Source organism: Ramlibacter paludis, from assembly GCF_022012305.1.
GTDB lineage: Bacteria > Pseudomonadota > Gammaproteobacteria > Burkholderiales > Burkholderiaceae_C > Ramlibacter > Ramlibacter paludis.
Genome location: NZ_JAKLTM010000003.1, coordinates 146,592 through 160,308, shown reverse-complemented (window position 1 = coordinate 160,308; position 13,717 = coordinate 146,592). Strand labels below are relative to the sequence as shown.

Sequence of the window (13,717 nt, the reverse complement as noted above, 5' to 3'; positions counted from 1 at the left end):
CTGGGAAAGTCTAACCTTGGGCGGCCACTAGAATGGGCTGCTTCCGCAAGTAGTCCCCCTGTCCGAGCCTGCATGTTCAAGAGCGCCTGTTTCTTCCGCATCTCCCCCGATTTCGTTCTTCCGCCCCTCGAAGCGCTCCAGCCCGTCCTGCACAAGGCCCGCTTCGTGCCCGCCGGTCCCACGCAGCCCGAGTCCACCGGCTGGGTGCCGCCGCGCGGCAACAAGAGCAAGGCGCTGGCCGAAATGGTCGGCGGCCACCTCATGATGAAGCTGTGCACCGAGAAGCGCGCCGTGCCCTCCTCCGCGGTGAAGTCGGCCGTCGACGAGCGCATCGAGAAGTACAAGCAGGAGACCGGCAACGAGCGCGTGCCGGCGAAGGTGAAGAAGGAATTCAAGGAGGAAGTGCTGCTGGACCTGCTGCCGCGCGCCTTCAGCAAGCGCAGCACCACGCTGATCTGGCTCGATCCGGCCAACCGCATGCTCGTCGTCGATGCCGGCAGCCTGGCCGCGGCCGACCGCGTGGTGTCGTCGCTGCTCGCCGCGCTGCTGGAGATCCCGGGCGGCGGACCGGCGCTCGACCTGGAGCTCGTGCAGACGCAGGAGTCGCCCTCGGCGGCCATGGCGCACTGGCTGTCCACGCGCGAAGCACCCTGGCGCTTCACGGTCGACCGCGACTGTGAACTCAAGGCTCCCGACGAACAGAAGGCCACCGTCCGCTATTCGCGCCACACCCTCGAGATCGACGAGGTCGCCCAGCACATCACGGCGGGCAAGGTGCCGACGCAGCTGGCGCTGACCTGGAACGATCGCGTGTCCTTCGTGCTGACCGAAGCCGGCCAGGTGCGCAAGCTCAAGCTCCTCGACGTCGTCATGGAAGGCGTCGACAAGCCGGGCAAGGGCGAAGACGGCTTCGATGCGGACGCGGCCATCCTCACCGGTGAGCTGTCGGCGCTGATCCCGGACCTGCTCGAGGCGCTGGGCGGCGAAATGGTCGCGGGCGAATCGGCTACGGCCTAGGGGCACTTGCGCCCGGGGCGCAACAGGCGTAAACCAGCTGTCCTCGCGAAAGGACAGCCCATGCGCCACTTCACCGCCTTCCTGCTCGCACTCACCCTGGCCGCCCCGCTTGCGGCGGCCACGCGGCCCGACCTGGAAGCCCTCATGGGCCGCGAGGGATTGCAGCCGATCCAGCTGAAGAACATCGACCTCGCCTACGCGCGCCCGGGCGCCTCGCTGGCCACTTACCGCCGCATCCAGCTCGATCCGGTGCTCGTCGAATTCAGCAAGCGCTGGGACCCGGAACGCACCGGCAGCCGCCTGAAGATCAGCACCGAGGAGCGCGAGGCCCTGCGCGCCGCCGTGGCGCGTTCGGTGCGCGAGGAGTTCGCGCGCGAGCTGCAGGCCACCGGGCATTACGAGTTGGTCACCGAAGCGGGTCCCGACGTCCTGCGCGTGACGCCACGCATCTACAACCTCTACCTCAACGCCGCGGACGCCGGCACCGTGCCGCGCACGCGCACCTACTACTCGTCGGCGGGCGAAATGACGCTGCTGGCGGAACTGCAGGACTCGACCAGCAGGCAGACGGTGATGCGCCTGGCCGATCGCCGCGAGGCCGACAACGTCCGGGTGGAACGCGCCAACGGCATGGTCAACGACGTCGAGATCCGCACCGTGGCGGGCGCCTGGGCGCGCGTGATCCGCAAGGCGCTGGATGAGGCGCATGGCATCGCGCCTTGATGTAAAGCGGCGGGTTCCTCCCCGAGCATTGGACCAAAGGCCCATTTTGCCGCTCTCCTGATCTCGCCACTATCCGTCTACCACAAGGAGACGGGATATGCGACGACTCACGATGGTCGCGGCCGCGGTGCTGCTTGCATGCGGCAGCGTCCACGCCCAGACCAACCAGGAACTCGCCAACGCATTGCAGCAGGCAATGCGCACGATCCAGGATCTGCAGGCACGCGTGAAGGCGCTGGAGGAGCAGAAGGCCGCGCAACCCGCCGCCGCTGCCGCAACTCCCGCTGCCGGACCCGTGGTCGTCGCCCCAGGTGTCGCCGCCGAAGAAGGCGCCAAGGACGCGGGACAGGCGCGCGTCGAGGTCTACGGCCAGGCGATGCTGGATGCCATCTTCGACTTCAAGCGGATGGACCCGACCTGGGCCGCCACCTTGCGGCCCTCGCAGATCCCGGTGTTCTGTCCCGGCAGCCCCGGCTGCGGCAACGACGGCGCCTTCACCTTCAGCGTCCGCCAGTCCAGCCTGGGCGTGCGCGGCTTCATCCCCACCAGCCTCGGGATGCTGAAGACCGACCTCGCGTTCGACCTGTTCGGCAGCGACGGCGGCACCAACATCCACTGGCTGCGCGCCTGGGCGGAACTCGGCCGCTTCGGCGTCGGCCAGACCGATTCCAACTTCATGGACATGGGCGTGTTCCCCAACACCATCGACTACTGGGGCCCGCCCGGGATGGTGTTCGTGCGCAACCCGCAGCTGCGCTTCACGGCGCTGGACCAGAACAACATGAAGGTGGTGGTGAGCCTGGAAGCGCCCAACTCCATCATCGACACCGGCAAAATCACCGACATCGACCCGTCGCTCGGCTCGGGCATCACCAGCCGCAATCGCCTGCCCGACCTGGTCGGCTCCTTCCGCTACGGCGGCGACTGGGGCCACGTGAAGGCGGCGGCACTGCTGCGCCAGGTGGGCTTCCACAACATCAACAGCGCCGACGGCGAACCTTCCAACAACCTCACCGGCTACGGCCTGAACCTGAGCGGCACCGTGAAGGTGACGAAGCAGGGCCAGGTCAACTGGCAGCTGGTCGGCGGCAAGGCCATCGCCAGCTACATGAACGACGGCGGCATCGACCTCGCCCCCGATGCGAGCCTGCGCGCCGAGACGGTGCGCACGCTGGCCTACCTGCTTTACTACAACCACGCCTGGAACGACAAGTGGACCAGCGCGTTCGGCTACAGCCAGCACAAGCAGGACAACACGGCCGGCCAGTCGGCCAGCGCCTTCAAGCGCGGCAGCTACGCGTCGGCCAACGTGCTCTACACGTTCGCCAAGAACGTGACCACCGGCGTCGAATACATCTGGGGCAAGCACGAAACCAAGGACGGTTCGAGCGCCAACGACTCGCGCCTGCAGTGGTCGACGCGGGTCTCGTTCTAGCACCCGCCACCAGGGGACAGTCATGCAGTTCAAAGGCAAGTTTCCCATCCTCATCGCGCACCGCGACGTCGCCGCCCAATCGGTGGCGGGCGTGCGGCTGCGGCAGATCCAGCAGGAGCTGGAGCGCAACGGCTGGAGCACCATCGTGGTGGACACCCGCGAGGATGCCGGCATCATCGGCGGCGCGCACAAGGGCCTGGCGGCCATCGTGTTCGGCAGCGAGGCCGCACGCGGCGACGCGGCCGCCTTCGAGAAGGCCGTCGCGCAGCTGAAGAAGGTGCACGAGCGCGCGCCGGCACTGCCGATCCTGGCGCTGGGCGAAAGCGGCACGGTGCGCGACCCGCAGCTCGGGGTGACCGAAGCCCTGCGCAACATCACCGCCGTCCTGTACCTGTACGAGGACACCGCGGAGTTCCTCGCGCGCCAGATCATGCGCGCCGCGGACGATTACCTGGCCAACCTGCTGCCACCCTTCTTCAAGGCCCTGGTGCGCCACGCCGAGCGTTCGGCCTACTCCTGGCACACGCCCGGCCACGCGGGCGGCGTGGGCTTCCTCAAGTCGCCCGCCGGCCATGCGTTGCACGCCTTCTTCGGCGAGAACACGCTGCGCTCGGACCTGTCGATCTCGGTGCCGGAACTGGGCTCGCTGCTGGACCACACCGGGCCGATCAAGGCCGCGGAGAGCTACGCGGCCCAGGTGTTCGGCGCCGACCACACCTACTTCGTCACCAACGGCACGTCCACCGCCAACAAGGTCATCTGGCACGCGATGGCGGGACGCGACGACCTGGTGATCGTGGACCGCAACTGCCACAAGTCGCTGCTGCACTCGCTGATCATGACCGGCGCCACGCCGATCTACTTCACGCCGGCGCGCAACGACTACGGGATCATCGGGCCGATCGGCCTGGACCAGTTCTCGCCGGCGGCCATCCGCGACAAGGTGGCGGCCAGCCCGATCGCGCGCAACTGCAAGGGCAACGCGCGCATCGCGGTGGTGACCAACTCCACCTACGACGGCCTTTGCTACAACGCCGAGAAGATCAAGGCGGAGGTGGCCGACCAGGTCGACGCCCTGCACTTCGACGAAGCTTGGTACGCCTACGCGGCCTTCCACGAGTTCTACCAGGGCCGCCACGCCATGGGCGTGCCGCGCGGGCATCCGCGCGCCGACCACACGCTGGTGTTCGCCACCCACTCCACCCACAAGCTGCTGGCCGCGTTCTCGCAGGCCTCGATGATCCACATCCAGGAGTCCGAGCAGCGCAAGATCGACACCACGCGCTTCAACGACGCCTTCATGATGCACGGCTCGACGTCGCCACACTACGGCATCATCGCCTCGCTCGACGTCAGCACGGCGATGATGGAAGGCACCGCCGGCCGTTCCATCGTGCAGGAAACGCACGACGAGGCCATGAACTTCCGCCAGGCGCTGGCTTCGATCGGCAAGGGCTTCAAGGGCGCCGACTGGTGGTTCAAGGTCTGGCAGCCCGAGGGCCTGGCGCTGGACAAGGCGCCGAAGACGGAAGACTGGGTGCTGGACCCGAAGGCGCAGTGGCACGGCTTCGGCGCCCTGGCCAGCGACTACATCATGCTGGACCCGATCAAGGTCACGCTGCTGACCCCGGGCCTGGAGAAGGGCGCGAAGCTCGCGCCGACCGGCATCCCCGCCGCCGTGGTCACCAAGTACCTGTGGGAGCGCGGACTCGTCGTCGAGAAGACCGGGCTCTACAGCTTCCTGATCCTGTTCTCGCTGGGCATCACGCGCGGCAAGTGGTCCACCATGGTCGACGCGCTGGCCGACTTCAAGACCGACTACGACCGCAACGCGCCGCTTGCCCGCACCCTGCCCAGCGTGGCCGGCCACGCCGCCTATGCGGGCTGGGGCCTGCGCGACCTGTGCGAGGCGCTGCACACCTGCTACCGCGAGAACAACACGGCGGCCGCGATGAACGCCATGTACACCGAACTGCCGCCTCCTGCGATGAAGCCCGCGGATGCCTACGACCGACTGGTGCACGGCGCGGTCGAACCGGTGCCCATCAACGAGCTCAAGTCACGCGTCACCGCCGTGATGCTGGTGCCTTACCCGCCGGGAATCCCGCTGATCATGCCGGGCGAGCGCTTCACCACCGACTCGATCGTCGAATACCTCAAGTTCGCGCGCGACACCGACGACCACTTCCCGGGCTTCGAGGCCGACATCCACGGCCTGCGTTTCGAGTACGACCAGGCGGGCCGCAAGAAGTGGCTGGTCGATTGCGTGAAGGAGTAGCGCCATGTCAGTCAGCGTCGTCAAGCCGCCCACGGTCCCGATCTCTTTCCAGGGCAAGCTGAAGGTCGTCGCAATCGTCGATGCGGCGAATCCGCAGATCCGGGAAATCCTGGACCAGATCCGCGCCGACAACTACGAGGTCGAGGTCACCGACAGCTTCGAGCGCGACGTCTCCGAGGATTCCGACGTCGGGGCGTACATCGCGCTGATCGACGGCGACCGCCTCGCCCCCGCGCGCAAGCTGGGCGAAACCGTGCGCGCCATCGGCTTTCGCACGCCGATGTGGGGCCTGGCGAACGCGCACCGCATCGCCGACCTCGCGGTCGAGGGCGTGAACGAGGTCGACGGCTACATCTACCTCGGCCAGCAGAGCCCCGCCTACTATGCCAAGCAGGTGGTCGCGAGCCTCATCAAGTACGGCATGGGCCTGCTGCCGCCCTTCTTCGCGGGCCTGATGGCCTACGACGGCGAGGCCATGGTCGCCTTTGACTGCCCCGGGCACCAGGGCGGCCAGTTCTACAAGAAGTCGCCCGCCGGGCAGATGTTCTTCAAGTACTTCGGCGAGAACGTCTTCCGCAGCGACCTGTGCAACGCCGACGTCGCGCTGGGCGACCTGCTGATCCACGAGGGTCCGGCCGTCGAAGCGCAGAAGCATGCGGCGCAGGTGTTCGGCGCGGATCGCACCTACTTCGTGCTGAACGGCACCAGCACCTCCAACAAGGTGGTGACCGGCGCGGTGCTGCGCCAGGGCGACCTGGTGCTGTTCGACCGCAACAACCACAAGTCGATCCACCAGGGCGCGCTGGTGCAGGCGGGCGCCATCCCGATCTACCTGCCGACCGCGCGCAACTCCTTCGGCATGATCGGCGCCGTCGACTGGGCGGCGCTGGACGAGGACTACCTGCGCGAGCAGATCCGTCAGAACCCGCTGGTGAAGGACAAGCAGCTGTACAAGGCGGACCGTCCCTTCCGGCTCGCCTGCGTGCAGCTGGCCACCTACGACGGCACCGTCTACAACGTGCGCAAGGTGCTGGACCGCATCGGCCACCTGTGCGAGTACTTCCTGTGGGACGAGGCCTGGATCGGCTACAACGCCTTCCATCCGCTGTTCGAGGACCACAGCCCGATGCGGCTGACGGACCTGCAGCCCGACATGCCCGGCCTGTTCTCCACGCAGTCGGTGCACAAGCAGGGCGCGGGCTTCTCGCAGGCCTCGCAGGTGCACAAGCGCGACGAGCACATCCGCGGCCAGAAGCGCTACATCGAGCACAAGCGCTTCAACGAATCCTTCCTGATCAACGCGTCGACCTCGCCCTTCTATCCGCTGTTCGCCTCGCTCGACGTCAATGCCAAGGTGCACGAGGGCAAGGCCGGCGAGATGCTGTGGGACCGCTGCATCGAGATCGGCATCGAGACGCGCAAGAAGCTGCGCGAGTTCGGCAGGCACTTCCAGCAGGCCGGCGCGACCGAGCGCGAGAAGTGGTTCTTCGATCCCTTCGTGCCGGACGTGGTGAACATCCGCGGCTCGCGCTTCACCGCCGATGCCTACGAGGTGCCGTGGGAAGACCTGCCCACCGAGGTGATCAAGCGCGAGCAGCAGTGCTGGAACTTCCACCCGGAAAGCAAGTGGCACGGCTACGCCGGCTACGCGCAGGGCCAGGCGATGGTCGACCCGAACAAGCTCGCCCTGCTCACGCCCGGCATCAACCGCCAGACCGGCGAATACCTCGACTTCGGCGTGCCGGCCACCGTCGTGGCGAACTTCCTGCGCGAGCAGCGCATCGTGCCGGAGAAGTGCGACCTGAACAGCATCCTGTTCCTCATGACCCCGGCCGAGGACGAGGGCAAGATGAACACGCTGCTGGCCAAGCTGGTGAAGTTCAAGGCGCTGTGGGACCGCGACGCGCCGCTCGCCGAAGTGCTGCCCACGGTCTGCGCCAACAACCCGGGCCGCTACGCGGGCTACACGCTGCGCCAGGTCTGCGGCGAGATGCACGACTTCTACCGCAAGGCCAACGTCAAGGAACTGCAGCGCCTGTCCTTCCGCGCCTCCAGCTTCCCGCAGCCGGCCATGACGCCGCAGGACGCGTACCGCGCCCTGGTCGGCAACGACGTCGACTACGTGCCGCTGGACCAGGCGAAAGGCCGGGTTTCGGCGACGCTGGCCCTGATCTATCCGCCGGGCATCGGCGTGGTGGTTCCCGGCGAGCGCTGGGACGAGCGCGCGCGGCCGATGCTGGATTACTTCCTCGCCTTCGAGGAATCGTTCAACCGCTTCCCCGGCTTCAACTACGAAGTACAGGGCGTGTACCAGGAACAGGTGGATGGGCGCATCCGCTTCCACACCTACGTCGTGCGTGAATGACAGGAGAACCGACATGAGTACTGCCATCCTCGAAACCGGAGAGGGCGCCGCCGTCGTCGCCACGCCGCAGAAGAAGATGAACGTCATGCAGCTGACGTTCATCGTCACCGTCAACATGATGGGCTCCGGCATCATCATGCTGCCCGCCAACATGGCGCAGGTGGGCGCGATCTCGCTCCTGTCCTGGCTGGTCACCGCGATCGGCTCGCTCGCCATCGCCTACGGCTTTGCCCAGGCCGGCATCTTCAACCAGCGCACCGGCGGCCTCGCCGCCTACGCGGAGGACGCCTACGGCAAGGACGGCTACTTCCAGGTCTTCTTCCTCTACTTCATCTCGCTGGCCATCGCCAACGTGGCGGTCGCGAGCTCCGCGCTCGGCTACCTGGCGGCCTTCTTCCCCGGCCTGACGGCCACGCCGGTCGCCACCTGCATCGGCGTGATCGCGCTGCTGTGGATCACCACGGCCGCCAACTTCGGCGGACCGAGCCTGACCGGCAAGATCGGCTCGGTGACGGTGTGGGGCGTGATCCTGCCGGTGGGCTTCATCGCCACCATCGGCTGGTTCTGGTTCAGCGCCGACACCTTCGCCGCGGCCTGGAACCCCAAGGGCATCAGCATCGCCGAGGGCATGGGCTCCAGCATCTCGCTGACGCTGTGGGCCTTCCTGGGCATGGAGTCGGCTTCCCAGAACGCGTCGGCGGTCGAGAACCCGAAGCGCGACGTCCCCTTGGCCTGCCTGTTCGGCACGCTCGGAGCGGCGGTCGTCTACATCCTGTCGACCACGGCCATCCAGGGCATCGTGCCCAATGCCGAACTCGCCGAATCCACCGGCCCGTTCGGCCTGGCCTACGCCAAGATGTTCAGCCCGATGGTCGGGCAGATCGTGATGGCGCTGGCCGCCATGGCCTGCGTCGGTTCGCTGCTCGGCTGGCAGTTCACCCTGGCCTCCACCGCCAAGGACGCCGCCGACACGCGCATGTTCCCCCCCATCTTCGGCAAGGCCAGCGCCGCCGGCGCGCCGATCGCGGGCATGGTGATCATGGGCATCGTGCAGTCGGTGCTGGCGCTGTCGACCGTGTCGCCCGACCTGAGCAAGCAGTTCGCCGCGCTGGTGAACCTGGCCGTGGTGACCAACGTGGTGCCCTACATCATCTCGCTGTCGGCGCTGTTCGTGATGATGCGCAACGCGAAGGTCGACCCGGGCATCTTCAAGCGCAACGCCTTCGTCGCGGTGGTCGCCCTCCTCTACTCCGTGTACGCGCTGTTCGCCTCCGGCAAGGACGCCGTGATGGGCGGCATGCTCGTCATGGGCATCGGCTACATCGTCTACGGCCTGATCGCCCCGCGCTTCGTCGCGCCGGTGGTCGAGCCGCGGGCTGCCTGAGTCCCGAAAGGAAAGATCATGGCCATCCGCCTGTCCCTCCTGGCCGCCGCGCTTGCCCTGGGCGCATCGTTCGCGGCTGCCGGCACCCTCGACAAAGCCAAGGAAGCCGGCAAGATCACGCTGGGCTATGCCAGCGACAACCGGCCCTACGCCTTCGACGCCGGCAGCAAGCCGGCCGGCTACGCGATCGACCTGTGCGGCCGGGTGGCCGAGGCGCTCAAGAGCGAACTCAAGCTGCCCGCCCTGACGGTCGACTACGTGGCGGTGACGCGCGAAGAGGCCTTCAACGCCGTGCAGCAGGGCCGCATCGACCTGCTGTGCGCCGCCGTTCCCACGCTGGAGCGGCGGGCACTGGTGGACTTCTCGATTCCGATCATGCTCAGCGGCACCGGCGTGGCCTTGCGGGCCGACGCCCCCACGCGGGTGTTGCAGGCCATCTCCGGCGCGCCCGGCACCGGGCCGGCGTGGCGCGCTTCGCTCGACCAGGCGCCGCAACGCGCGCTGGTGGCCGTCGTCGGCGGAACGCCGATCGAGAAGGCTGCGCTCAGTGCGATGAAGCAACGTCACCTGGTCGTGGACCTGGTGCAGGTGTCGGACACGGCGGGCGGCCTGGAACTGCTGGCCACGCGCAAGGCCGACGCCTTCTTCCAGGACCGCGCGCTGCTGCTGGACGCGGTGACGCGGCGCGGCGGCACCGACCTCGTGGTCGCCGGCCGCATGTTCCGCCGCGACGTGGTGTCCATGGCCGTGCGGCGCGACGACGACGACTTCCGCCTGTTCGTCGACCGCGCGCTCAGCCGCCAGTACCGCTCGGGCGACCAGGCCGGCCTCTACACGCGCCACTTCGGTTCGCCCACGCAGGAGGCCGCCGACTTCTTCAAGCTCGTGGCCCTTCCCGACTGACGAATCCACCTGGAGACAAGCATGGAAAAGCTAGGAGTCCATAGCGAAGTCGGCAAGCTGCGGACCGTGATGGTCTGCCGCCCCGGCCTGGCCCACCAGCGGCTCACGCCGGCGAACGCGGAAGACCTGCTGTTCGACGACATGCTCTGGGTGCCGGAGGCCCAGCGCGACCACCACGATTTCGTGCTGAAGATGCGCGAGCGCGGCACCGAGGTGCTGGAGCTGCACGAGCTGCTGACCGAAACGCTGGAGGACGCGGCGGCACGCTCCTGGGTGCTGGACCGCCGGCTGACGGTCAACGACCTCGGCTTCGGCGTCGGCGAGATGCGCGCGTGGATGGAGGAGATGCCGACGCGCTTCCTGGCCGAACACCTGATCGGCGGCATCGCGGTGATGGACGTTCCCAAAAGCGAGTGGTCGAGCCAGCTGGAGGAAGCCTACGGCGGCACCGACTTCCTGATTCCCCCGGTGCCGAACACGCTGTTCCAGCGCGATCCGTCCTGCTGGATCTATGGCGGCGTCACGGCCAACCCGATGTACTGGGAAGCCCGCAAGCCCGAGACCCTGCTGCAGCGCGCGATCTACAAGTTCCACCCCCGCTTCAAGACGGCGGGCGTGCGCTTCTGGTGGGGCGACTCCGACGAGAACTTCGGCGCGTCTTCGCTGGAAGGCGGCGACGTCATGCCGGTCGGCAAGGGCGTGGTGCTGATCGGGATGGGCGAGCGCACCACGCGCCAGGCCGTCTACCAGGTGGCGCTCAAGCTGTTCGAGGCCAACGCGGCGCAGCGCGTGATTGCCTGCCTCATGCCCAAGAGCCGCGCCGCCATGCACCTGGACACGGTCTTCAGCTTCTGCAACGTCGACCTCGTCACCTCCTTCCGCGAGGTGGCCGACCAGGTGCGCTGCTACAGCTGCCGCCCCGACGGCAGGGGCGGGCTGGAGGTGCATGCCGACAAAGGCCACCTGTTCGAGGTGGTAGCCGAGGCCCTGGGATTGAAGGAGCTGCGCGTGGTCGAGACAGGCGGCAACGCCTGGCAGGCGCAGCGCGAACAGTGGGACGACGGCAACAACGTCGTCGCGCTGGAGCCCGGCGTGGTGGTCGCCTACGACCGCAACACCTACACCAACACCCTGCTGCGGAAGGCGGGTGTCGAGGTCATCACCGTGCGCGGCTCCGAGCTGGGCCGCGGGCGCGGCGGCGGCCACTGCATGACCTGCCCCATCGTCCGCGACCCCGTGTTCTGAATTCCCAAGGAGTTTGCCGTGAGCTTCAACCTTCGCAACCGTTCGCTGCTGTCCGTGCAGGACTTCACCCAGCGCGAGTTCCAGTACCTGCTGGACCTCGCCCGCGACCTCAAGCGCGCCAAGTACGCCGGCACCGAGCAGCACCAGCTGAAGGGCAAGGAAATCTGCCTGATCTTCGAGAAGACCTCGACCCGCACGCGCTGCGCCTTCGAGGTCGCCTGCCACGACCAGGGCGCCAACGTCACCTACCTCGATCCGGCCGGCTCGCAGATCGGGCACAAGGAGTCGTTCAAGGACACGGCCCGGGTGCTGGGCCGCATGTTCGACGCACTCGAATACCGCGGCGCCAGCCAGAGCGGCGTGGAAACGCTCGCCAAGTACGCCGGCGTGCCGGTCTTCAACGGCCTGACCGACGAATACCACCCGACCCAGATGCTGGCCGACGTGATGACCATGCGCGAGCACAGCGACAAGCCGGTCAGCCAGATCAAGTACGCCTTCCTCGGCGACACCCGCAACAACATGGGCCACTCGCTGATGATCGTCGGCTGCCTGATGGGCATGGACGTGCGCATCTGCGGCCCGCGCAAGCTCTGGCCGGCCGAGGAGTTCGTGGCGATCGCGCGCGAGCTCGAAGCGAAGCACGGGGCCACGCTGACCATCACCGAGGATCCGCAGCAGGCGGTGGACGGCGCCGACTTCATCCACACCGACGTCTGGGTCTCCATGGGCGAGCCCAAGGAGGTGTGGAAGGAGCGCATCGGCCTGCTGATGAAGTACCAGGTGAACGCCGTCCTGATGAAGGCCAGCGGCAACCCGAAGGTGAAGTTCATGCACTGCCTGCCGGCCTTCCACGACACCGAGACCACGCTCGGCAAGCAGATCGCCGAGACCTACGGCATCAGCGACGGGCTGGAAGTGAGCAACGAGGTCTTCGAGTCCGAATACAACATCGCCTTCGAGCAGGCCGAGAACCGCCTGCACACCATCAAGGCGATCATGGTTGCCACCCTGGGGGCCTGACATGCTGATCGTCACCGCCCTGGGCGGCAACGCGCTGCTGCGCCGCGGGCAGCCGATGACCGCCGACAACCAGCGCGAGAACGTACGCATCGCGGCGGCCGCGCTGGCGCCCGTGGCCCGCGTGCACGACCTGGTCGTGGGCCACGGCAACGGGCCGCAGGTGGGGCTGCTGGCCCTGCAGGGCGCGGCCTACCGCGAAGTGGAAACCTATCCGCTCGACGTGCTCGGCGCGCAGACCGAGGGCATGATCGGCTACATGATCGAGCAGGAGCTCGGCAACCTGCTGCCCTTCGAGCGGCCCTTCGCCACGCTGCTCACCATGGTGGAGGTCGATGCCAACGACCCCGCCTTCCACAACCCCACCAAGTTCATCGGCCCCGTCTACGACAAGGCCGAGGCCGACCGCCTGGCCGAGGCCAAGGGCTGGGTGGTGAAGGCCGACGGCGACAAGTGGCGGCGCGTGGTCGCCTCGCCGGAGCCCAAGCGCATCTTCGAGCTGCGGCCGATCAAGTGGCTGCTGGAGAAGCACACCATCGTGATCGCCGCCGGCGGGGGTGGCATCCCCGCCGCCTATTCGCCGCACGCCGAGCGCAAGCTCGAAGGCATCGAGTGCGTGATCGACAAGGACCTGGCCACCGAGCTGCTGGCGCGCGAGCTCGGCGCGGACCTGTACGTCATGCTGACCGATGCCGATGCGGTCTACGTCGACTGGGGCAAGCCGACGCAGCGGGCGATCCGCCGCGCCTCGGTCGACTCCCTCAAGGGCATGCCTTTCGCCGCGGGGTCCATGGGCCCCAAGGTGCAGGCCGCCTGCCGCTTCGCCGCCGCCACCGGCAAGGCCGCCGCGATCGGCGCGCTGGCCGACCTGGCGAAAGTGATCGAAGGCACCGCAGGCACGACCATCGTGGCCGGTTCGGGCGACATCGTGTATGGCTAAGCACCTGGCAACCCTCATCGCCGCGTCCGCGCTGCTGGCCGGCTGCTACTACGCGCCCTACCCTTACGGCACCTACCCGGTGACGGTGCCAGGGGGCCAGACCAAGACGATCTCGCCACCCAGCTTCGACAAGTCCTGGGACGCGGCCATCGGCGCCGCGGCCGATGCCGGCGTCCAGGTGACCAATGCCGACCGCGGCAACGGCCGCATCACCGGGAACAAGGGCGGCGCGGCCGTCACCATCGACCTGAAGCCGCAGGCCGACAACACGCTACAGGTGATCTTCAACGCGCCGGATTCGACGGAGAACAATCCGACGCTGAACCAGCGCTGGCTGGCCGCATATCAGAGACGGATGGGACGGTGATTTCCATGCAGGCTGGGCTGCCGAAGGCACCCCAGCGCTG

At 67.7% G+C, this 13,717-nt stretch carries 11 protein-coding genes; all 11 read left to right on the top strand.

The features are described from left to right. The first annotated feature begins 72 nt into the window (after positions 1-72). The 11 genes from LZ009_RS11285 to LZ009_RS11235 all read left to right on the top strand — a co-directional run bounded on the left by LZ009_RS11285 (position 73) and on the right by LZ009_RS11235 (position 13,677). Entirely contained in the window at positions 73-1,017 is a 945-nt protein-coding gene (locus LZ009_RS11285) for a recombination-associated protein RdgC (protein WP_275698023.1), read from the top strand. A 60-nt stretch (positions 1,018-1,077) separates the two neighbouring features. Continuing rightward, on the top strand, positions 1,078-1,740 hold the full coding sequence (locus LZ009_RS11280) for a DUF3313 family protein (protein WP_275698022.1): 663 nt from the start codon (positions 1,078-1,080) through the stop codon (positions 1,738-1,740). Positions 1,741-1,837: 97 nt separating this feature from the next. After that, positions 1,838-3,175: a DcaP family trimeric outer membrane transporter gene (locus LZ009_RS11275; RefSeq protein ID WP_275698021.1), complete on the top strand. Its 1,338-nt coding sequence runs from the start codon at positions 1,838-1,840 to the stop codon at positions 3,173-3,175. A 22-nt stretch (positions 3,176-3,197) separates the two neighbouring features. Further along, positions 3,198-5,453 (top strand): arginine/lysine/ornithine decarboxylase, encoded by a 2,256-nt coding sequence (locus LZ009_RS11270; RefSeq protein WP_275698020.1) that lies wholly within the window; start codon positions 3,198-3,200, stop codon positions 5,451-5,453. A 4-nt stretch (positions 5,454-5,457) separates the two neighbouring features. Next, a complete protein-coding gene (speC, locus tag LZ009_RS11265; protein ID WP_275698019.1) occupies positions 5,458-7,818 on the top strand; it encodes an ornithine decarboxylase in 2,361 nt (786 codons plus the stop codon). Positions 7,819-7,831: 13 nt separating this feature from the next. After that, on the top strand, positions 7,832-9,202 hold the full coding sequence (gene potE / locus LZ009_RS11260) for a putrescine-ornithine antiporter (RefSeq protein ID WP_275698018.1): 1,371 nt from the start codon (positions 7,832-7,834) through the stop codon (positions 9,200-9,202). A gap of 18 nt (positions 9,203-9,220) precedes the next feature. Then, positions 9,221-10,105 carry an amino acid ABC transporter substrate-binding protein gene (locus LZ009_RS11255; protein ID WP_275698017.1) on the top strand — a complete coding sequence of 295 codons (885 nt, stop codon included), beginning with the start codon at positions 9,221-9,223 and terminating at the stop codon, positions 10,103-10,105. A gap of 9 nt (positions 10,106-10,114) precedes the next feature. Then, a complete protein-coding gene (locus LZ009_RS11250; protein ID WP_275698468.1) occupies positions 10,115-11,350 on the top strand; it encodes an arginine deiminase in 1,236 nt (411 codons plus the stop codon). Between the two features lie 18 nt (positions 11,351-11,368). After that, positions 11,369-12,373 (top strand): ornithine carbamoyltransferase, encoded by a 1,005-nt coding sequence (locus LZ009_RS11245; RefSeq protein WP_275698016.1) that lies wholly within the window; start codon positions 11,369-11,371, stop codon positions 12,371-12,373. A 1-nt stretch (position 12,374) separates the two neighbouring features. After that, positions 12,375-13,310: a carbamate kinase gene (gene arcC / locus LZ009_RS11240; protein WP_275698015.1), complete on the top strand. Its 936-nt coding sequence runs from the start codon at positions 12,375-12,377 to the stop codon at positions 13,308-13,310. Next, positions 13,303-13,677 (top strand): hypothetical protein, encoded by a 375-nt coding sequence (locus LZ009_RS11235; protein ID WP_275698014.1) that lies wholly within the window; start codon positions 13,303-13,305, stop codon positions 13,675-13,677. Before arcC ends, LZ009_RS11235 begins: the two co-directional genes overlap by 8 nt. The last annotated feature ends 40 nt before the right edge of the window (positions 13,678-13,717 follow it).

What these genes read in the sequence shown, in the direction of transcription:
- LZ009_RS11285 (WP_275698023.1), top strand. Translation starts at nt 73, where the DNA reads ATGTTCAAGAGCGCCTGTTTCTTCCGCATCTCCCCCGATTTCGTTCTT.
- LZ009_RS11280 (WP_275698022.1), top strand. Translation starts at nt 1,078, where the DNA reads ATGCGCCACTTCACCGCCTTCCTGCTCGCACTCACCCTGGCCGCCCCG.
- LZ009_RS11255 (WP_275698017.1), top strand. Translation starts at nt 9,221, where the DNA reads ATGGCCATCCGCCTGTCCCTCCTGGCCGCCGCGCTTGCCCTGGGCGCA.
- LZ009_RS11235 (WP_275698014.1), top strand. Translation starts at nt 13,303, where the DNA reads ATGGCTAAGCACCTGGCAACCCTCATCGCCGCGTCCGCGCTGCTGGCC.
- arcC (WP_275698015.1), top strand. Translation starts at nt 12,375, where the DNA reads ATGCTGATCGTCACCGCCCTGGGCGGCAACGCGCTGCTGCGCCGCGGG.
- speC (WP_275698019.1), top strand. Translation starts at nt 5,458, where the DNA reads ATGTCAGTCAGCGTCGTCAAGCCGCCCACGGTCCCGATCTCTTTCCAG.
- LZ009_RS11270 (WP_275698020.1), top strand. Translation starts at nt 3,198, where the DNA reads ATGCAGTTCAAAGGCAAGTTTCCCATCCTCATCGCGCACCGCGACGTC.
- LZ009_RS11275 (WP_275698021.1), top strand. Translation starts at nt 1,838, where the DNA reads ATGCGACGACTCACGATGGTCGCGGCCGCGGTGCTGCTTGCATGCGGC.
- potE (WP_275698018.1), top strand. Translation starts at nt 7,832, where the DNA reads ATGAGTACTGCCATCCTCGAAACCGGAGAGGGCGCCGCCGTCGTCGCC.